Below are 18,474 nucleotides of genomic sequence, written 5' to 3' on the forward strand. Positions count from 1 at the left end.
CATGATCATGGCGAGGCGCGCGTCGCCCGCACCACCTCGGCGTAGACCCGCACCAGCAACGTCACCAGCGCGAGGACCAGCGTGCCCGCCAGAAGCCCGCGCAGCACGGCGCTGTCGCCGAACAGCCCGGCCAGCCCGAGCACGCACGCGCCGAGCCCGCAGACGAGCAGGAAAGCGAGCACGATCGTGTAGACGCGCACCCGTCCCTTCGTCCAGAAATGGACGCCGTGCACCGGGTCCTCGGCGCGGCTGCGGCGCTCCTGTTCGCGCAGGCCGTCCAGGTAGCGCGAATCCCAGAGCAGCGCGAGCAGCAGCACCGGATAGACCTGTGCCAGAGTCGTGTAAAACTCCTGATGGCCCATCCGGGGCAGCGTAGGGGGCGCGGATATCGGAACGGCATCGGGCGTTGACCGTTTCCGGCCGTCCGCGCCGCCCGCCCCGTCAGGACGGCAGCAGCTTCGCGATCCCGGGCGCGATCAGGTCGCGGACCTTCCCGTACGGCGCGCGCAGCGTGTCGTGGACGCACGCGCTGCCCTCCACCGAGTAGTTGACCTCGAAGTGGTCCGGCGCGAGGAAGACCGTCGCGGCGGGCGGCGGCGGCCCGGCCGTGGGGTCGCCGCGCTCGGCGGGGGCGAAGTCGCGCGGCGCCAGTTCCTGGCCCATGCAGCCGTCGGCGCCCCAGAAGCCCTGCTCGGTGCCGGTGAGGCGGGCGAACAGCGTCCGGACGCCGGACGCCGTCAGCGCCTCGGGCTTCAGGATGTCGGCGGCGGTCAGCGCGCGGCCGGTCACCAGGTCCACGCTGACGGCCCAGCCGGGCAGCGTCCCGTCGGACGGCATGCAGGTCTTGCCGTCGAAGGTGTAGAGCGCCGAGACCAGCTTCGGGCCCGCCAGGCCCAGCTTCGCCGTCGTGTTCACCGTGCTGTTCCCGACGCACTCGGACTTGAACTCCGCGTTGGCGAGCATGGTCTTCGTCGCGCTGCGCATCCAGCGGATGTGGTAGTCCAGCGGCGCGCGCAGCGCCCGGTTCAGCGTCTCCTGGACGCGCGGGTCGCGGTAGCCGGTGATGCTCGCGTACTGGGCGCGGACGGCGACCGGGAGATCCTTCAGCGTCTCGTTCTGCGCGACGATCTTCACGGTGCCGGTGGCCGGGTCCGCGCCGTCGCCGCCGCCGTTCGACAGGGCGACCGCGCCGCCCGCCGCGCCCGCGACCAGGACCGTCCCGGCGACGGCGAGCGCGGCCTTGCCGCCGACCGTCGCGAGGATCCCGCCGCCCGTCCCGGCCGCCGCCGCGCCACCGCCCGCCGCGCCGCCGCCCGCCGCCGCGCCACCGGCGCCCGCCGCACCGGCGGCGCCCGCCGCGCCGGCGGTTCCGGCGCTCGCGGCCAGCGGGAACAGCACCGCCAGCGCCGCCGCCGCGGACGCCAGCGCCCGCACGCCCCGCTGCTCCCAGTCGCGTCCGTACCCGGCGCGCGCCGCGCGCTCCAGCTCCTCCAGCAGCAGCAGCGCGCCCGCCGGACGCTGCTCGGGGTCCTTCGCCATCCCCGCCAGCAACAGCGGCCGGACCTGCTCGGGCACCTCGTCCACCGGGATCGGCGCGGACAGGTGCTCGGCGCGCAGCGCGGCCCGGTCCGCCGCGCGGTACGGCCGCCGCCCGGTGACGCACTCGAAGAACACGCACGTCGCCGCGTACACGTCGGCGGTGGACGTCGCGGGCTGCCCCTTCCACTGCTCGGGCGGCATGTACGCCGGCGTGCCGGACCGTCCGCCCTCCCCGGCGGGCGCGGCGATCCCGAAGTCGATGAGCTTGCTGAGGCCGTCCGCCCGGACGATCACGTTCGCGGGCTTGTAGTCGCGGTGGACGACCCCGACCGCGTGCGCCGCCGCCAGCCCCCGCAGCGACCCCTTGAGCACCACCAGGGACGCCTCGGGGCCGAGCGCGCCGTGCTCGTCCAGGACGCGGCGCAGCGGCACGCCGTCCACGGCCTCCATGACGATCGCGGCGCCGCCGTCGCCGCGCACGAACTGGTACAGCCGCGCGACGTGCGGGTCCGTGACGCGGCCGAGCAGGACGGCCTCACCGCGCAGCCGCTCCAGGTCGGTCGGGGAGGTCCCGGTCAGGTACTTGACGGCCACCGGCGTCCCGGCCGTCGCGTGCCGTGCGAGGACGACCCGTCCGTGGGCGCCCCGGCCCAGCTCCCGCACCTCGTCGAAGCCCTCGACCCGCCACTCGACCCGCTCGTCCCGCCGCTCGTCCATCGGTCGTCCACACTCTCCGGCCGTTCGTTCCTGGAAATCCACCGGTGTGATGGTGCCGACGCACGTCTGGTTCGCGGTGGTTCTACTGGTCGGACACCCTAGACGCGACGTCCGACAGCACCGAGGACGCAGCCGACCCGATCGGTGGCCGTGTCCGGCCGCCAGTCCGTCACCGCGACCAGACCCGGCTCGACGGGCGCGAACCCGGTGAGGAAACGGGCGATCTCGTCCGGTGTGCGGGGCCGCACCTCGGCGGTCGAGCGACGGTACACCGCGAGCGCCCGGTCCGCCGCACCGGGCTCCAGATCGCCGAACCACGCGTGCGTCACCGCGACCAGGCTGCCCGGCGGCAGCCCGGCCGTCAGCCGCTCCACCAGCGCGAACGGGTCCTCGGCGTCGGACAGGAAGTGCAGCACCCCGCACAGCAGCACGCCGACGGGCTCGGCGGGGTCGATCAGCTCGCGGAGCCGACGGCGGCGCCAGATCGCGTCCGGGTCGCGCAGGTCGCCGGAGACGACCGCGACGTGCGCGGAGTCCTCCAGGATCGCGCGGCCGTGCGTCAGCACCACCGGGTCGTTGTCCACGTAGACGACCCGCGCGCCCGGCCGCTCCGCCCGCGCGATCTCGTGGACGTTCCCGCGCGTCGGCAGCCCCGCCCCGACGTCGAGGAACTGGCCGATCCCGCCCTCGCCCGCCATGTACCGGACGGCCCGGCGGACGAACGCCCGGTTCGCGCGCGCCGCGTCCGCCGCCGCCGGGACCGCCGCGAGGATCTCGCGGGCCGCGTCGCGGTCGACGGCGTAGTTGTCCTTGCCGCCGAGGAAGTAGTCGTAAATGCGGGCGGGCGCGGCGCGGCCCGTCGCGACGGCGTCCGAGCCGGGCCGTCCCGCGCGGGCCAGGGCCTTGCCGAGCACCGCGCGCAGCCGGTCGTGCCCCGGGTCGCACGCCAGCCAGTGCCGGACGTCGTCGATGACCGCGAACGGGCGCGCGGCGGCGAGCTGCATGTCGGCGATCTCCTCGCGGACGCGGCGCAGCTCGGCCAGCAGCGGGTCCCGGACGCTCGCGGGGACGTCGCGCGGCGGCCGTCCCGTCCACAGGTCGAGCGCCGCGCGGTAGTCGGCGAGGGACGCGGACGCGTCGTCGGACCGCACCGCCCGCGCCCGGCCCGCCAGGTCGCGGAACTCGTGCAGGTCGACGTAGCCGTCGGGGCCGAGGTCGAGGCGGCAGCCGTCGCGGTCGGCGGGCCGGACCGCGTCGGGCAGCGCGGCGCCCGCGGCCTCGACCACCGCGCCCGCCCGCTCGCCGAACAGCGCGTCCAGCTCCGCCGCGTCCACGCGGGCGCCGTCGCGCAGCGCGAGGACGCACAGCAGGTCGCGCGCGCCGGGATCGCGGACTTCGACGGACACGCCGTCGACCTGGACGTCGAAACGCTCGCCGAGAACCCGAAACCGCACCACGCGCACCCGCTCCGTTGCCTGCGATGTGATTAACGAGAACGTTAATCCACTCACGCATTTGACAACCCGGCCCCTGACCGCATCCGGCCAGACGCACAAGCCGCGCAGGTCGTGGAGCATTTCTTACTCAGAGGTATGACAGCTCCGTGACCTGCGGATAACACGGTCCACACCTCCCGGCAACCCGCCCGTCATACGACCGCCCGAAAATACCCCGCCGACGGAAAGGCGCCCCCATACCGGACAGGCAGGAGGGCGCCTTCGGGTCACGCGAGGTCGGCCGCGGTCACGTGCATTTCCTGGGCGGCGGCGGGCGTTGCGCCGAGGGCCGCCGCCGTCCGGCGGTACGGGACGGCGTCGGCCGCGCGGTTGCGGCGCTCCAGCGTGCGGGCCAGGGCCTCGTACGCCCAGCCGTTGCAGGGGTCGAGGTCCAGCAGCCGCCGGAACGCCGCCTCCGCGCGGGACAGCTGCGCGCTGTGGAAGTACGCGCGGGCCAGGAGTTCGGCCGTCGCCCGGTTGGACGGGTCGGCGGCGGCGATCGGCTCCAGGAGCCGCGCCGCCGTCGCGTAGTCCCGGGCGTCGAAGAACAGGGTCGCGCGCTGGAAGTCCTCGTAGGTGGTCACCGCAATCTCCCTTCGCGCGCGAGAACCCGCGCGGGAGGCGGTTTGTTCCCCTAGAAGTTCTCCAGCGCCCGGCTCAGCCGGCCCCGCTCCTCCTGGAGCGTCTGGACCTGGCTGTCGCGCTCGGCGCGGGCCTGGAGGTCCTGGCCGGCGTCGCCGAAGTCCTGCGGGTCGCTGTGGCCGGACTGGTCGCGGCTGCCGTCCAGTTCGCCGCCCAGCTCCTTCAGCGTCTCGTCGATCTCCCGGATGCGGTCGCGGATCTCGTTCACGTCGGGCACGGTGTCCTCCCCGGCTCAGATGCGGATCACGGTCTTGCCGCGCGCGCCGCCCTGCCGGTTGGCGGCGATCGCGGCGGGAGCGTCCTCCAGCGGGACCTCCCGCGACACCGCTACCCGGATCTTGGACGCATCGAGCATGTCCGCGATCGTCGCGAGCAGTTCCGGCGTGCCGGGCGTGTGGACGTTCACGCCCCTGAGCTGCTGCGACGCCAGCTTGTCGGGGTTGGCGGCGCCGATCGAACTCACGTACGCGCCGCCCGGCCGGAGCAGCCCGGTGAGCGCGTCCACCTCCTGCGGGCCGCTCACGAGGTCGATGATCGCGTCGATGCCGTCGTGGTTGGCGAGCACCTGCTCGCCGATGTCCGCGCGGCCGTAGTCGACGGTCTCGGCCGCGCCGAGGCGCCGCATCTCGGCGTCCATGTCCGGATGCGCGGTCGCGATGACGTGGGCGCCGAGGTTCATGGCGAACTGCACCGCGAACTGGCCGACGCCGCCCGTCGCGCCGACGATCAGGACGACCTTCCCGACGTCCAGATCGGCCTCGTGGACCATCGAGTAGCCGGTCATCGCGGCCAGCGGCACCCCGGCGGCCTGCGAGTAGATCAGGCCCTGCGGCATCCGGGCGAGCGGCGCGTCCTGGTCGATCACGGCGTACTCGGCGAAGCTGCCGCCGCCGCGCGCCAGGTCGCGGAACTGCCCGAAGATCTGGTCGCCGGGGGCGAAGCGCCCGACGTCCGGGCCGACGGACTCGACCACCCCGGCCCCGTCGGCGCCGAGGACGAGCGGGAACGCGGCGTCCACCGAGTCCTTGAGCATCCCGTCGGCGATCTTCCAGTCCACCGGGTTCAGGCCCGCCGCGACGAGCTTGACCAGGATCTCGCCCGGTCCCGGTTCGGGCAGCGGCAGGTCCGTCACGGACGGCGTGGCACCGTATTCGGACACGGCGATGGCTCGCATGGGTGGTCCCCCGATCCACTGAGCGGAAAAACGTGCCGCCCCGCCCTACCCGGTGGGACCGCCCGGTTAATCGCGCTCGTGGTCGCGGACGCGGTCGGCGAACGTCCGCGCCACCTCCCGCAGCTCCGCCTCGGGGTCGTGCCCGGCCGCGCGCGCCTCCCGCACCAGCGCGAACAGCCGCGCCCCGAACTCCGGCGCCGTGAACGCGTAGTCCGGCTCGGGCAGGTCGACGCGGGCCGCGCGGCGCTGGAGCTGCGCGGCGAGCGTCAGCGCGGGCTGCCCCATCGGGACACCGTCCAGCACGGAGGCTTCGGCGCCGCTCTTGGCCTCCCGCTCGGCCTTCTTGATCTGCTCCCAGTTGGCGTTGACCTCGTCCGCGCCGGACACCGCGACGTCGGCGAAGACGTGCGGGTGCCGCCGGACGAGCTTGTCCACGATCCCGCCCGCCACGTCGTCGATCGTGAAGGCCGTCTCGTCGGTCCGCTCGGACGCCACGACGGCGTGGAACGCGACCTGCATCAGCACGTCCCCGAGTTCCTCGCGCAGCGCCGCGAGGTCGCCGTCGGCGACGGTGTCGGCGACCTCGTAGGACTCCTCCAGCAGGTACGGGACGAGCGATTCGTGCGTCTGCTCCCGGTCCCACGGGCATTCGCGGCGCAGCGTGTCCATCACCGCGACGAGATCGAGCAGCCGCGCGCCCGGCAGGTCGTACGAGCCGTGGACGACCTCGACGTCCAGCGGGTCCGCCAGGACGAGCGTGCCGACGTCGCGCAGGAGGCGTTCGTCGCCGTCCTGCGCGGCGATCCACAGCGTCGACTCCTTGCGGGCGGACGCGATCAGCGCGGCGGGCGACGGGTCGGCGACCTCGTCCACCGCCACCCCGGCGTCCGCCAGGGACGGCAGCAGCGGGTGCCCCGGACGCGCCAGGACGCGCGCCGCCGAGCGCAGCGCCTCCCACGCCCGCCAGGTCAGCAGACCGGGCGCGACGCGATGGGTCGTCGCGAGCAGCAGCAGCGCCATGCTCAGCCGAGCCCCTTCTCGGTGCCCGACAGCCGCGTCGTGACCGGCCCGATCATGCCCTGGGCGCGGTCGAACGTCCCGTACCGCGGGTTGATCTCGATCCGCATCCCGGCGGCGACCCTGTTGATCTCCAGTTCGGCCTGCTGCCGCGCCTGGAGCACCTGCTGCGCGCTCGTCACGCGCGGCGGCAGCGAGCGGGCGGCGAGCAGGTCCCGGATCGCGAAGAACCGCGCGACGTCCCGGGCGTAACGGGCCGGGAGCCCGTTGGCGAGCGTGATCGCGGTGGCGCCGCCGGGCTGCCGGTCGAACCCGGCGATGACGGCGTCCGTCCGGCCCTCGGTGACCGCGACGCCCGCGCGCCGGGCCGTCTGGTCGGCCACGCGGAGCCGGACGAGCGTGCCGAGCGCCTGCCGGACGGCGTCGCCCGCGCTCCCGCCCGACTGCTCCTTCAGCGCGTTCGCGACCTCGTTGTCGCGGAACTGCCGCTGCCAGTCCCGGACGTCCCGGTCCAGCGACGCGATGGTGATGCGCTGGTCGCCGACGATCGCGGCGCTGCCCGCCTGCACCGGCGATCCCCCGCACCCGGCGAGCGTCCCGGCGGCGAGCACGACGGCGCCGGCGGACTTCACGAACCTCACAGGCCACATCCTCTCGGGTCAGTGCGCCAGCCTAGGACCGCGCGGGTTCCAAAAACAGGGCCTGGACGAGGTCCGTGGCCCACGCCAGCAGCTCCTGGTCGCGCAGCGGGCGCCCGCCGAGCGGCGCGGTCTTCGGCGCCGGGACGAGCAGCGTGTTCGCCGTGGTCTTCAGCAGGCTCTTGGGGTAGAGGCGCTGGAGCCTGACCTGCCGGGACTCGGGCAGGTCCACCGGGGCGAACTTGACGAACGTCCCCTGGAGCGCGACCTCGGTGAGCCCGGCGCGCCGCGCCAGCGCCCGGAACCGCGCGACCTCCAGCAGGTTGAGCACCGGGACGGGCGGCGGCCCGAACCGGTCCTTCAGCTCGTCGCGCACCTCGGCGATCTCGTCGTCGGAGGTGATCGCGGCGATGCGGCGGTAGGCGTCCAGCCGCAGCCGCTCGCCGGGGACGTACTCGTGCGGCAGGTGCGCGTCCACCGGCAGCTCGACCTTGGTGTCGGGCATCTCGGCGACGCCGCCGCCCTCCTTGAGGTCCCGGACGGCCTCCCCGACCATCCGGACATAGAGGTCGAAGCCCACGCCCGCGACGTGCCCGGACTGCTCCGCGCCGAGGATGTTGCCCGCGCCCCGGATCTCCAGGTCCTTCATCGCGACGTACATGCCCGCGCCGATCTCGGTGTGCTGCGCCAGCGTCGAGAGCCGTTCGTGCGCGGTCTCGGTCAGCGGCGCCTCGGGCGGGTACAGGAAGTAGGCGTAGGCGCGCTCCCGGCCGCGTCCGACGCGTCCGCGGAGCTGGTGGAGCTGCGACAGCCCGTACATGTCGGCGCGGTCCACGATGAGGGTGTTGGCGTTCGGTACGTCCAGGCCCGATTCCACGATCGTCGTCGCGACGAGGACGTCGTAGTTCTTCTCCCAGAAGTCGACCATGACCTTTTCCAGCTCATGCTCGTTCATCTGGCCGTGCGCGATGCCGATCCGGGCCTCCGGCACGAGCTGCCGGAGGTTCGCCGCGACCCGGTCGATCGAGCGCACCCGGTTGTGGACGAAGAACACCTGCCCCTCGCGCAGCAGCTCGCGGCGGATCGCGGCGGCGATCTGCTTGTCCTCGTACGGGCCGACGAACGTCAGGACCGGGTGCCGCTCCTCGGGCGGCGTCAGGATCGTGGACATCTCGCGGATGCCCGTCAGGCCCATCTCCAGCGTCCTCGGGATCGGCGTCGCGGACATCGCCAGCACGTCCACCTGCGTGCGGAGCCGCTTCAGCTCCTCCTTGTGCTCGACGCCGAACCGCTGCTCCTCGTCGATGATCACCAGGCCGAGGTTCTTGAACTTCGTCTGCGCCGACAGGATGCGGTGGGTGCCGACGACGACGTCCACCGACCCGTCGGCGAGGCCGCGCAGGGTCTCGTTGATCTCGGCGTCGGTCTGGAACCGGCTGATCGGCCGCACCGTCACCGGGAACGCGCCGAACCGCTCGGCGAACGTCGACAGGTGCTGCTGGACGAGCAGCGTCGTCGGGACGAGCACCGCGACCTGCGCCCCGTCCTGGACGGCCTTGAACGCCGCCCGCACCGCGATCTCGGTCTTGCCGTAGCCGACGTCGCCGCAGATCAGCCGGTCCATCGGGACGGGCTTCTCCATGTCCTCCTTGACCTCGTCGATCGCGGCGAGCTGGTCGGGCGTCTCGGTGTAGGGGAACGCGTCCTCCAGCTCCCGCTGCCACGGCGTGTCCGGGGAGAACGCGTGCCCGGGGCTCGCCATCCGCGCCGAGTACAGCCGGATCAGCTCGCCCGCGATCTGCCGGACGGCCTTGCGCGCCCGCGACTTGGCCTTCTGCCACTCCGCGCCGCCGAGCCGGTGCAGGCTGGGCGCCTCGCCGCCGACGTAGCGGGTCAGTTCTTCGAGCTGGTCGGTCGGGACGAACAGCCGGTCGCCGCGCGCGTACTCCAGGATCAGGTACTCGCGGGTGGCGCCCTGGACCGTCCGGCTCACCATCTCGACATAGCGGCCGACGCCGTGCTGCTCGTGGACGACGTAGTCCCCCACCTGGAGCTGGAGCGGGTCGATGCCGCCGCGCCGCCGGGACGGCATCCGCCGCGCGTCCTTGGTGGACGACCGCTGGCCCGTCAGGTCGGTCTCGGTGAGGACGGCGAGCTTGCGCGACGTCCAGACGAACCCGTGCTCCAGCAGCCCGGTCGTCACCGTCACGACGGACGAGCGCGGCTCGGCGTGGACCTCGGCGAGCGTCGTGCCGATCCCGGCCTCGCTGATGAGCTGCGCGAGCCGTCCGGCCGGGCCGGCGCCCTGCGTGACGAGCACGACGCGCCAGCCGCCGTCCATCCAGCCCTTGAGGTCGGGCATGACGCGGCCGGTGTCGCCCCGGTACGCCTCGGCGGGCTGCGCGTCGAGGCGCAGCGCCTCTTCGCCGGGGTTGAGGGTCGTGGCGGTCCAGCGCGGCAGGCCGAGGGACTCGTCGTGGAGCTGGACGTCCTCCAGCGTCCGGAACGCCGCCGCGCCGAGGTCGATCGGGACCGCGCCGCCCGCCGCCGCGTTGACCCAGCTCGCCTCCAGGAACTCCTGGCTCGTGCGGACGAGCTCGGCGGCGCGCGTCCGGATCCGCTCGGGCTCGCAGACCAGCAGCACCGAGCCCTTCGGCAGCAGGTCGGTGAGCAGTTCCATGCGCTCGGCGAGGACGGGCGAGAACGCCTCCATCCCCTCGACCGTGTCCCCGTCGGCGATGCGGCCGAGGACCTCGGCGAGCGCCGGGTGCTGGTCGGCGAGGCTCCGGGCGCGCTCGCGGACCTCCGGCGTCAGCGGCAGCTCGCGGCACGGCGGCGCCCACAGCCCGCCTCTCGCCACCTCCAGGGACCGCTGGTCGGCGGCCTTGAAGTAGCGGATCTCCTCGACGTCGTCGCCCCAGAACTCCACCCGCAGCGGGTGCTCCTCGGTGGGCGGGAACACGTCGAGGATGCCGCCGCGCACGGCGATCTCGCCGCGCTTCTCCACGAGGTCGACGCGGTGGTACCCGGCGTCCACGAGGCGGCGGACGGTGTCGTCCAGGTCGGCGGCGTCGCCCGCGCGCAGCCGGACGGGCTCCAGGTCGGCCAGGCCCGCGACGATCGGCTGGAGCACCGCGCGGACGGGCGTCACGACGACGTCCAGCGTGCCGCCGCGGCCCTCGTCGTCGTCGGCGAGGTCGGGGGCGTCGGGGCGGGCGAGGCGGCGCAGCACCGCGAGCCGCTGGCCCACCGTGTCCGAGCGGGGCGACAGCTTCTCGTGCGGCAGCGTCTCCCAGGACGGGAAGTGCGCGACGCGGCCGGGTTCGAGCAGGCTCGTCAGCGCGGCGGCCAGATCCTCGGCCTCGCGTCCGCCCGCGGTGACGGCGAGGACGACCCCGTCCCCCACCGAGCGCGTCAGCGCCGCCGCGAGCACCGGCCACAGCGCCGGGGGCGCCACGATTTCGCGGTCGGTCCGGGCGTCCGCCAGCGCGCGGCTCAGCCCGGGGTCGGAGCACGCGACGTCAACCAGTCCAGAAAGCGTCATCTTTGCCAGATCGTCCCAGAATCACGGAAAACGTACTGCCAACGCAGCACGAAAAACCGGAAACCCGATGGGTTCCGGTGTCGTTCCACCCTACGTCCTGCACGGCTCCGTCCGGCGCTCCCGGGTCGGAGGCGCGCTGGGAAGGAGTAAAGACCGGACAGTATGCATTCGGATGGTTACGCTGCGAGGTTGTGACGGAACTCCGATCGGACAGCGACGGCGACCTGTTCTCCGAACGCGCCCGCCAGTACGCCGCCGAACGGCCGCTGACCCGGCTGCACATCCTGGAGGCGGGCTGCGGCTGGGGCGCCGGGCTCCGCCTCGACGGGCGGGCGGACGGCGCGGAGCACCAGGTCACCGGCATCGACCTCGACACGCCCGCCGCGCGCGCCCACCTGCGGACCCGCGCCGACCTCACCGCCTGGCACCTCGGCGACCTGCGGACCGTCCCGCTCCCGCCGCGCGCGTTCGACATCGTCCACGCCCCCTACCTGATCGAGCGCGTCCCGCACGCCGAACTCGTCCTGGACCGCTTCGTCGCCGCCCTCAAGCCCGGCGGCCTGCTCCTGCTGCGGCTGCGCGACCGCGACAGCGCGCTCGGCTTCCTGGACCGGCGGCTGCTCGGCCTCGCCGCCCACCTCCCCGGCCGTCCCGCCACCGCGCCGCCGCCCGCCGGCGCCTACGAACGCGTCGCGTCCCGGCAGGGCCTCCAGTGGTACTGCGTGATGCGCGGCCTCGTCATCGCCGAAGAACGCACGTCCCGCGACGCCCTCACGTCCCTCGGCGCCGCCACCGCCCCGCTCGCCGCCCTGTGCCGCACGGTCGCCGCCTGCTCCCGGGGCCGCCTCACCGCCGCCCACACCGACGTCTCCCTCGTCATCCGCAAACCCGAGAACCGCTACGCCCGCCTGCTCTGACCGTCCGCTCCCGGCCAGGGACGGGCGTATCGGGGTCGCGCGACGGGCAAGAATGAGACAGTGCGCATCTGTCCGATCACACCGGGAGATCTCGCGGGGACCCGGCCGCCGCGCCCGTGCCCCCACGGGGCCGGGCCGGGTGTGCGAACACCCTCGGCGGCTCGGTATTTTTCTGCGGAATCCCCGACCGACGTGGATCCGTCCGGCCTGCCCGGACGGGAACGGAGACTGCGGTGACCGCCGAAGCCGGCCTGCCCGACACGCTGCGCGACCTGCCCGCCTGGACCCCGGGGCCGGTGGAGCTGGCCGATCTGGAACTGCTGCTCGCGGGGGTGTACGCGCCGCTCACCGGGTTCCTCGGCGCGTTCGACGCCGCGATGGTGATCGCGGGCGGGCGGCTGGCGGACGGGACGCCGTGGCCGGTGCCGGTCACGCTGACCGTTCCGGCGGAGCTGGCCGGGCATGCGCAGCTCGTTCTGCAGGATCCCGAGGGCGTGCCGCTGGCTGTGCTTACCGTTGCCGAGTCGTGGCAGGACCCTACGTCGGGGGCGCACTGTCTGGCCGGTCCCGTCGAGGCTTTGCGCGCGCCGGCGCACGGACCGTTCCATCGGATGCGGCGGCGTCCGGACGAGCTGGAGGCCGTCGACGGGCCGCTGCTCGCCGTCGCCGCCCGCGAGCCGCTGCACCGCAAGCAGCTCGGGCAGATCCGGCAGGTGGCCGAGCGGCTGGGGGCGTCGGTGCTCGTCCTGCCGCTGCTCGGCGGGCAGCACGACGAGGCGCTGGTGCGGGCGCTGCTGGCCGTCCGGCGCGATCTTCCGGAGGGGGCGCGGATCGTCCCGCTGCCGCTGCCGGAGCGGTCGCCCGCCGAGCGGGACGTGCGGCTGCGGTCCCATGTCGCCGCCGCCTATGGGGCGACGCACCTGCTGGCCGATCTGGACGTGGAGGGGACCGCCGTCCCGGTCGTCGTGCCCGAGCCGTGGGGATATGACGCGGACGTGGAGGTGTGGCGGCCCGTCGCGCGCATCGACCCCGACCACGTCCAGGCGGAGCTGACGCCCGAACGGCTCGGCGAGCTGCTGGACCGGGGCGAGCCGATCCCGGACTGGTTCACCCCGCCCGCCGTCGCCGCCGAACTCGCGGTGGCCCGTCCGCCCAAGCACCTGCGCGGGCTCACCGTGTTCTTCACCGGGTTGTCCGGGTCGGGCAAGTCGACGATCGCGCGGGGGCTCGCGGACGCGCTGGTCGAGCGGGACGGGCGCAACGTGACGCTGCTGGACGGCGACGTCGTCCGGCGCCTGCTGTCGGCGGGGCTGACGTTCTCGCGCGCCGACCGGGACCTGAACGTCCGCCGGATCGGTTATGTCGCGTCGGAGGTCACCCGGCACGGCGGCGTCGCGATCTGCGCGCCGATCGCGCCGTACGCGGCGACGCGCGCCGAGGTCCGCGCGATGGTCGAGGCCGTGGGCGACTTCCTGCTCGTCCATGTGGCGACGCCGCTGGAGGAGTGCGAGCGGCGCGACCGCAAGGGCCTCTACGCCAAGGCGCGCGCGGGGCTGATCCCCGAGTTCACCGGCATCTCCGACCCGTACGAGGTGCCTGCGGACGCGGCCCTCACGCTGGACACGACCGGGCTGACGGCCGACGAGGCCGTGGAGCGCGTCCTCGCGCTGCTCGTGGAGGGCGGCTGGGTCCGCCCCTGACCCGGCACGCCCCGGCCGCCGTCAGCGTGGGCGGTGTGGGCATGGATGGGGGGTTTCGCCTAGGCTGGTCGGCGGCCGGTTCCCCAGCATGTTGGTAGGGCATACGGATGGACTTCGATTGGACGATGGCCCTCGGGTCGTTCCTCGTCGCCATCGTCGTCGGGCTGACCGGCATGGGCGGCGGAGCGCTCATGACGCCGATGCTGGTCACGTTCTTCGGGGTGAGCCCGCTGGCCGCCGTGTCCAGCGACCTCGTCGCCGCCGCCGTGATGAAGCCCGTCGGCAGCTTCGTCCACTACCGGCAGGGGACGATCGACCTGCGGCTCGTCGGGTGGCTGTGCGCCGGATCGGTGCCCGCCGCGTTCAGCGGCGTCCTCGTCGCGCGGGCGCTCGGGGACGGCTCGGGCGTCGAGCGCTTCATCCAGATCGCGATGGGCGTCGCGCTGCTGCTGGCCGCCGCCGGGCTCGTCGTGCGCGGGATCCAGTCCCGTAAGCGGGACGCCGAGCTGGACGGCGCGGACCCCGGGCCCGTCGTCGTCCGGCCCGTCCCGACGCTGCTGGTCGGCGTCGTCGGCGGGCTCGTCGTCGGGATCACCTCGGTCGGCTCCGGCTCGCTGATCATCGTGGCGCTGCTCGCGCTCTACCCGGCGCTGCGCGCCAACCAGCTCGTCGGCACGGACCTGCTGCAGGCCGTCCCGCTGGTCTTCTCCGCCGCGCTCGGCCACCTGCTGTTCGGCGACTTCCGCATGGAGGTCACGGCCGCGCTGCTCGTCGGGTCGATCCCGGGCGTCTACCTCGGCTCGAAGATCTCGTCCCGGGCGCCGGGCGGGCTGATCCGCCGCGTCCTGGCGTTCGTCCTCGTCGTCTCGGCGCTCAAGATGTTCGGCCTCGGCGTGACGCAGCTCGCGTGGGCGATGGTCGCCCTCGCCGCGGTCGCCACGGCCGTCTGGCTGACCGGCCGCCGCCGCGCCAAAGACGCTGTTGCCGTGACTGAGCGGGAATCCGTCAGAACCGGCTGATCTCGGGATACTCTGCCCCGGACGGCGGCCTCCCCCCAGCCCTCCGCCGTGCTAGGAGATCATGAAAGCGCCCGGGCACGAGCGTTGGCGGCACGACACGGTGGACGTGCTCGGAATCCGGGTCAGCCGCGTGGACGCCACCGTCCTGCGGTCGTTCGTCGCCGAGGCGGTCGCCTCGCGCACGACGCTGACCATCACGTTCGCCAACCCCGACTACGTTCTCAAGGCGCAGAAGGACGACGAACTGCGCGGCCTGATGAACGGCTTCGACCTCAACCTCGCCGACGGGTGGGGCGTGGTGCTCGCCGCACGGGTGTTCGGCCGTCCGGTGCCGGGCCGCATGGCGAACGACGACCTGACCGACGACCTGTTCGGCCAGCCCGCGGCCGAGGGGTGGCGGGTGTTCCTCTTCGGGAACGCGCCGGGCGTGGCGGAGGCCGCCGCCGCGAACGTCCGCGCGTGGTACCCGGGCCTGACGATCGCCGGGACGCTGCACGGCCACTGGGCGGACGAGCACGGACGCATCCCCGCCGCGACGGCCGAACGCCTCGTCGACGAGATCAACGCCGCTTCGCCCGACATCCTGCACGTGGGTCTCGGCACCCCGCTCCAGCAGCGGTTCGTCGCCGAGTACCGCGACCGGCTGACCGCCCCGGTGATCATCACCTGCGGCGCGTACTTCGAGCACCTCGCCGAACGCCGCGACTACTACCCCACGTGGGTCCTGCGGCTGCGGATCGGGTTCCTCTACCGGCTGGCGCGCGAGCCGCGCCGGCTCTGGCGGCGGTACACGATCGAACTCGGGTCCTATCTGGTGCGCGTCCTCGCCCACCGCGTCCGGGCCCGCTGACCGACGACGCGGAGCCCGGCCGGCGTCACGAGGCGGCGGTCGGGCGTTCCGCCGCGAGCGCGTCCAGCAGATCCGGCACCTCGGGGTGGCGGTCGGCGTCGACCTTGCGGGCGAAGAACGCGGTGCTGGAGCGCAGGTCGTCCAGATGCGCGGCGGTGATGAGTTCGGGGTGCGGCTGCCGCGTGCCCCAGCGGATGAAGCGCTTGCTGTCGCGCGCGACGTCCAGTTCCGGCCGGACGTTGAGCGCCAGCGAGCTCACGAACGCCTCGTCCGGGATCGGGGCGAACCGCAGGTAGCGCAGCAGCCGTTCGGCCAGCGGCCCGGCGTCCAGCATCCCGTGCACGGCGCGGGCGGACAGGTTGAACCACATGTCGCCGACGTAGAGGCCGACGTCCCCCCGGAAAGGATCACGGCGCCGCATCGGCAACGGGACCGAACGGTGGCTGAACGGAAGGCGCCTCTTATACAGATAACGCCGCCGGGTGAGGCCCTGCCACGAAATTTCGTCGGTGGCCGGATCCGGTCCCACGAAAAAATGGCGAAGGTAAGCGTCGTGCGGGGACGCCGCGAGTTCCGCCTCGATGGCCGTCATCGGCCGAATGGGATAATCCTGACCCGATACCAGCAGCACCCACGAGAAGTCGGGGACATTGGCGCGCACCCAGTGCAGCGCCTTCCACTGGGCTTCGACGAGCGACAGCCGTCCCCATCTGCAGGCCACCGGGTCCGGCAGCAGCGCCACCGACGACGAGGGACGGAGGCGAAGCGGCTCCCCCGACGGATCGTGATGAATCACCGCCATTGAGTGAGCACCGGCGGTGATGCGTTCCACGAGCCTGGCCACCTGCTCGGAACCGCGATGAGAGAGCACAACAACGACAACGGTGCCCTGACCCATACCGTCACTCCAGGAAGTCGATCTACCGGAGGAAATGACCTTCGCGAACAGCGGTCAATCCCACCTCGTGCCGCTAAAGTACAGCAATGCTGACCGCTATCTTGCTCGGAGTGCTCGGAACACCGCTGGTGTTCGCGGGCGCCTTCCTCGTCGCACGCGCGCTTTCCGCCCGCTCCGTCGTTCCGCCCGCGCTGCTCGACGCCCGGGCGCAACTCACCGGCACGCTCGGACCCGGCGGCGCCGCGCTGACGCTGTACGGCGCCGGGGTGTTCCTGCTGACGGCCGTCGGGCTCGTTCTCGGCGAGATCTTCCAGCGCATCGAGCACCCGGTCGACTGGGCGGTCTTCCACTGGATCGAGGACGTCCAGCGGCACGGCTGGGCGGAGCCGATGCGATTCCTCGGCCAGATGGGCAACATTCCCGAGACCCGGGGCACGGCCGCCGTGGCCGCGGTCGTGCTCACCGTCGTCGCGGTGCTCCGGCGCGAGCGGTGGTGGGTCCCCGCCGTGATCATCGGCGGGACCGTGCTGGTGCAGAAGTTCGACAACGCCGCCCTGGCGAAGGTCGTGAACCGGGGCCACCCGCCGACGACGCTCGGCACCTACCCGTCCGGCGGCTGCGGTCGCACGCTGGCGATCTACGGCACGGTGGTGCTGGTCGCGCTCGCCTACACGCGCGCCGGACGGACGGTGCGCTGCGCGGCGTGGAGCCTGATCGTCACGATGGCGTTCATGGAGGGCTACACCCGCACCTACCTGAACAAACACTGGGTGACGGACGTCCTCGGCGGCTGGGCGGTCGGCGGCATGCTGCTCGTCGTGACGGTCTTCGCGTGCCGTGTGCTGCTGCCCCGAACCGATGGGGCGCCGAACGGCGGCGCTACCGATACGTTCGGACACGACCGGGTATCAACCCGTATCAGTTCCCCCGAACCGGACTCCTTGAGCCCGGAAGCGTGCTAAAAGTGCCGGGTCACGCGCCCTCGACCCGGAGACCCCCCATGCGCAAGCGCTCAATCACGGCGACGGTGACCGTACTGTCGGTGCTGACCACCACGCTCGTCCCCACGTTCACCGCAAACGCCGACATCGCACAGTCCGCCGTGGTCTCTGCGAACCCGGTGGACAACACGCCGCACGTCCTCGACGGGACCGTGCGCGCCATCGCCGTCGTCGGCACGAAGGTCATCGTCGGCGGCGACTTCGAAGAGGTCCGGGAGGCGAGTTCCGCCACCAAGATCAAGCGGCACAACCTGTTCGCCTACGACATGGGCACGGGTAAGATCGACACCGCGTTCGTCCCGAAGGTGGACGGCAGCGTCCACACCCTCCAGGCCGGGACGTCCTCGTCGGTGTACGCCGGCGGAACGTTCACCCACGTCGGCGCGACGAAGACCGGCACGCTGGTCCGGCTCAAGGCCACCGACGGCGGGATCGTCCCGACGTTCAAGCCCGCCGTGGACTACCGCGTCTACACGATGGTCCGCCGCGGTTCGCGGCTCTACATCGGCGGCACGTTCACGAAGGCGGGCGGCGCGGCCCGCGCCTCCCTCGCCCGGCTGGACGCCATCACCGGCGCCGCCGACCCGACGTTCACCCTCAAGGTCTCGGACCCGCGCCAGGGCGCGCTGAAGGTCTACCGTCTCGCCGTCAACCCGGCGGACAGCCGCCTGATCATCAACGGCACGTTCACCAAGGTCAACGGGCTCCGCCGCTACCAGATCGCCATGATCGACACCAAGTCGTCCCCGGCGAAGCTGACCACGTGGGCCACGGAGAAGTACGCGACGCCGTGCAACACCAGCTCGTTCGACACCTACATGCGCGGCATGGACTTCTCGCCGGACGGGTCGTACTTCGTCGTCGTCACCACCGGCGGCCCGTACGGCACCAGCCAGCTCTGCGACTCGGCCGCCCGGTGGGAGACCGACCGGACGGGCTCGGGGCAGAGCCCGACCTGGGTCGACTGGACCGGCGGCGACACGCTGCTGTCCACGTCGGTGACCGGCGTGGCCGTCTACGTGGGCGGGCACCAGCGGTGGCTCAACAACCCGTACGGCCACGACTTCGCCGGACCGGGCGCGGTGTCCAGGCCCGGCATCGCCGCGCTCAGCCCCACGACCGGCAAGCCGCTGTCGTGGAACCCGACCCGCACGCTCGGCCACGGCGTCGAGGCGCTCGTCGCGACGCCGAACGGCCTGCTGGTCGGCAGCGACACCGACCAGCTCGGCAAGGAGTACCACGGCCGAATCGGGATGTTCCCGCTCGGATGACTCGGAGTTACAGGACCGTCACTACAAGGAATTGACTTCGCCCAGACGGAC

The 18,474-nt window shown here is 73.1% G+C and carries 16 protein-coding genes; 6 read left to right on the forward strand and 10 right to left on the reverse strand.

Translation table 11 applies throughout. The features are described 5' to 3' along the window. Positions 1–5: 5 nt before the first annotated feature. The 9 genes from GQ466_RS10470 to mfd form a co-directional block, all read right to left on the reverse strand. Positions 6–362: a hypothetical protein gene (locus GQ466_RS10470; RefSeq protein ID WP_161102691.1), complete on the reverse strand. Its 357-nt coding sequence runs from the start codon at positions 360–362 to the stop codon at positions 6–8. 79 nt (positions 363–441) lie between these two features. After that, entirely contained in the window at positions 442–2,256 is a 1,815-nt protein-coding gene (locus GQ466_RS32265; protein ID WP_161102692.1) for a serine/threonine-protein kinase, read from the reverse strand. 98 nt (positions 2,257–2,354) lie between these two features. Beyond that, positions 2,355–3,710 carry an SAM-dependent methyltransferase gene (locus GQ466_RS10480; protein ID WP_202420366.1) on the reverse strand — a complete coding sequence of 452 codons (1,356 nt, stop codon included), beginning with the start codon at positions 3,708–3,710 and terminating at the stop codon, positions 2,355–2,357. Positions 3,711–3,979: 269 nt separating this feature from the next. Then, positions 3,980–4,336 carry a tetratricopeptide repeat protein gene (locus GQ466_RS10485; protein WP_337193414.1) on the reverse strand — a complete coding sequence of 119 codons (357 nt, stop codon included), beginning with the start codon at positions 4,334–4,336 and terminating at the stop codon, positions 3,980–3,982. Between the two features lie 50 nt (positions 4,337–4,386). Further along, complete coding sequence (locus tag GQ466_RS10490) at positions 4,387–4,611, reverse strand: hypothetical protein (RefSeq protein WP_161102693.1); 225 nt, start codon at positions 4,609–4,611, stop codon at positions 4,387–4,389. 15 nt (positions 4,612–4,626) lie between these two features. Next, positions 4,627–5,568, reverse strand: a complete 942-nt coding sequence (locus GQ466_RS10495) for an NADP-dependent oxidoreductase (RefSeq protein ID WP_161102694.1) — start codon at positions 5,566–5,568, stop codon at positions 4,627–4,629. A gap of 66 nt (positions 5,569–5,634) precedes the next feature. Beyond that, positions 5,635–6,588: a nucleoside triphosphate pyrophosphohydrolase gene (mazG, locus tag GQ466_RS10500; RefSeq protein WP_161102695.1), complete on the reverse strand. Its 954-nt coding sequence runs from the start codon at positions 6,586–6,588 to the stop codon at positions 5,635–5,637. Between the two features lie 2 nt (positions 6,589–6,590). Further along, positions 6,591–7,226 carry a SurA N-terminal domain-containing protein gene (locus GQ466_RS10505; RefSeq protein WP_161102696.1) on the reverse strand — a complete coding sequence of 212 codons (636 nt, stop codon included), beginning with the start codon at positions 7,224–7,226 and terminating at the stop codon, positions 6,591–6,593. 31 nt (positions 7,227–7,257) lie between these two features. Then, a complete protein-coding gene (mfd, locus tag GQ466_RS10510) occupies positions 7,258–10,767 on the reverse strand; it encodes a transcription-repair coupling factor (protein WP_161102697.1) in 3,510 nt (1,169 codons plus the stop codon). A 191-nt stretch (positions 10,768–10,958) separates the two neighbouring features. On the opposite strand from mfd, the gene GQ466_RS10515 reads away from it, so the two are divergent. The 4 genes from GQ466_RS10515 to GQ466_RS10530 all read left to right on the forward strand — a co-directional run bounded on the left by GQ466_RS10515 (position 10,959) and on the right by GQ466_RS10530 (position 15,253). Further along, the gene (locus GQ466_RS10515) at positions 10,959–11,684 is read left to right on the forward strand and encodes a methyltransferase domain-containing protein (protein WP_161102698.1); all 726 of its coding nucleotides are present in this window, start codon (positions 10,959–10,961) and stop codon (positions 11,682–11,684) included. Between the two features lie 233 nt (positions 11,685–11,917). Then, positions 11,918–13,384 (forward strand): adenylyl-sulfate kinase, encoded by a 1,467-nt coding sequence (gene cysC, locus GQ466_RS10520; protein ID WP_161102699.1) that lies wholly within the window; start codon positions 11,918–11,920, stop codon positions 13,382–13,384. 107 nt (positions 13,385–13,491) lie between these two features. Beyond that, positions 13,492–14,403, forward strand: coding sequence for a sulfite exporter TauE/SafE family protein (locus GQ466_RS10525; RefSeq protein ID WP_202420367.1), 912 nt, complete (start codon positions 13,492–13,494; stop codon positions 14,401–14,403). Between the two features lie 61 nt (positions 14,404–14,464). Next, positions 14,465–15,253 (forward strand): WecB/TagA/CpsF family glycosyltransferase, encoded by a 789-nt coding sequence (locus GQ466_RS10530; protein ID WP_161102700.1) that lies wholly within the window; start codon positions 14,465–14,467, stop codon positions 15,251–15,253. A gap of 25 nt (positions 15,254–15,278) precedes the next feature. On the opposite strand, the gene GQ466_RS10535 is transcribed toward GQ466_RS10530, so the two are convergent. Next, positions 15,279–16,151 (reverse strand): beta-1,6-N-acetylglucosaminyltransferase, encoded by an 873-nt coding sequence (locus tag GQ466_RS10535; protein ID WP_161102701.1) that lies wholly within the window; start codon positions 16,149–16,151, stop codon positions 15,279–15,281. A gap of 110 nt (positions 16,152–16,261) precedes the next feature. On the opposite strand from GQ466_RS10535, the gene GQ466_RS10540 reads away from it, so the two are divergent. Both GQ466_RS10540 and GQ466_RS10545 read left to right on the forward strand, forming a co-directional pair. After that, positions 16,262–17,113, forward strand: coding sequence for a phosphatase PAP2 family protein (locus GQ466_RS10540; RefSeq protein ID WP_161102702.1), 852 nt, complete (start codon positions 16,262–16,264; stop codon positions 17,111–17,113). Positions 17,114–17,151: 38 nt separating this feature from the next. Then, on the forward strand, positions 17,152–18,423 hold the full coding sequence (locus GQ466_RS10545) for a hypothetical protein (RefSeq protein ID WP_161102703.1): 1,272 nt from the start codon (positions 17,152–17,154) through the stop codon (positions 18,421–18,423). Positions 18,424–18,474: the final 51 nt, after the last annotated feature.

It is taken from the genome of Actinomadura rayongensis, assembly GCF_009831215.1.
GTDB lineage: Bacteria > Actinomycetota > Actinomycetes > Streptosporangiales > Streptosporangiaceae > Spirillospora > Spirillospora rayongensis.

Excerpts from the sequence above, each read along its gene's own strand:
- GQ466_RS10545 (WP_161102703.1), top strand. The coding sequence starts at position 17,152 with ATGCGCAAGCGCTCAATCACGGCGACGGTGACCGTACTGTCGGTGCTG.
- GQ466_RS10525 (WP_202420367.1), top strand. The coding sequence starts at position 13,492 with ATGGACTTCGATTGGACGATGGCCCTCGGGTCGTTCCTCGTCGCCATC.
- mfd (WP_161102697.1), bottom strand. The coding sequence starts at position 10,767 with ATGACGCTTTCTGGACTGGTTGACGTCGCGTGCTCCGACCCCGGGCTG.
- GQ466_RS10495 (WP_161102694.1), bottom strand. The coding sequence starts at position 5,568 with ATGCGAGCCATCGCCGTGTCCGAATACGGTGCCACGCCGTCCGTGACG.
- mazG (WP_161102695.1), bottom strand. The coding sequence starts at position 6,588 with ATGGCGCTGCTGCTGCTCGCGACGACCCATCGCGTCGCGCCCGGTCTG.
- GQ466_RS10530 (WP_161102700.1), top strand. The coding sequence starts at position 14,465 with ATGAAAGCGCCCGGGCACGAGCGTTGGCGGCACGACACGGTGGACGTG.
- GQ466_RS10535 (WP_161102701.1), bottom strand. The coding sequence starts at position 16,151 with ATGGGTCAGGGCACCGTTGTCGTTGTTGTGCTCTCTCATCGCGGTTCC.
- GQ466_RS10470 (WP_161102691.1), bottom strand. The coding sequence starts at position 362 with ATGGGCCATCAGGAGTTTTACACGACTCTGGCACAGGTCTATCCGGTG.
- GQ466_RS32265 (WP_161102692.1), bottom strand. The coding sequence starts at position 2,256 with ATGGACGAGCGGCGGGACGAGCGGGTCGAGTGGCGGGTCGAGGGCTTC.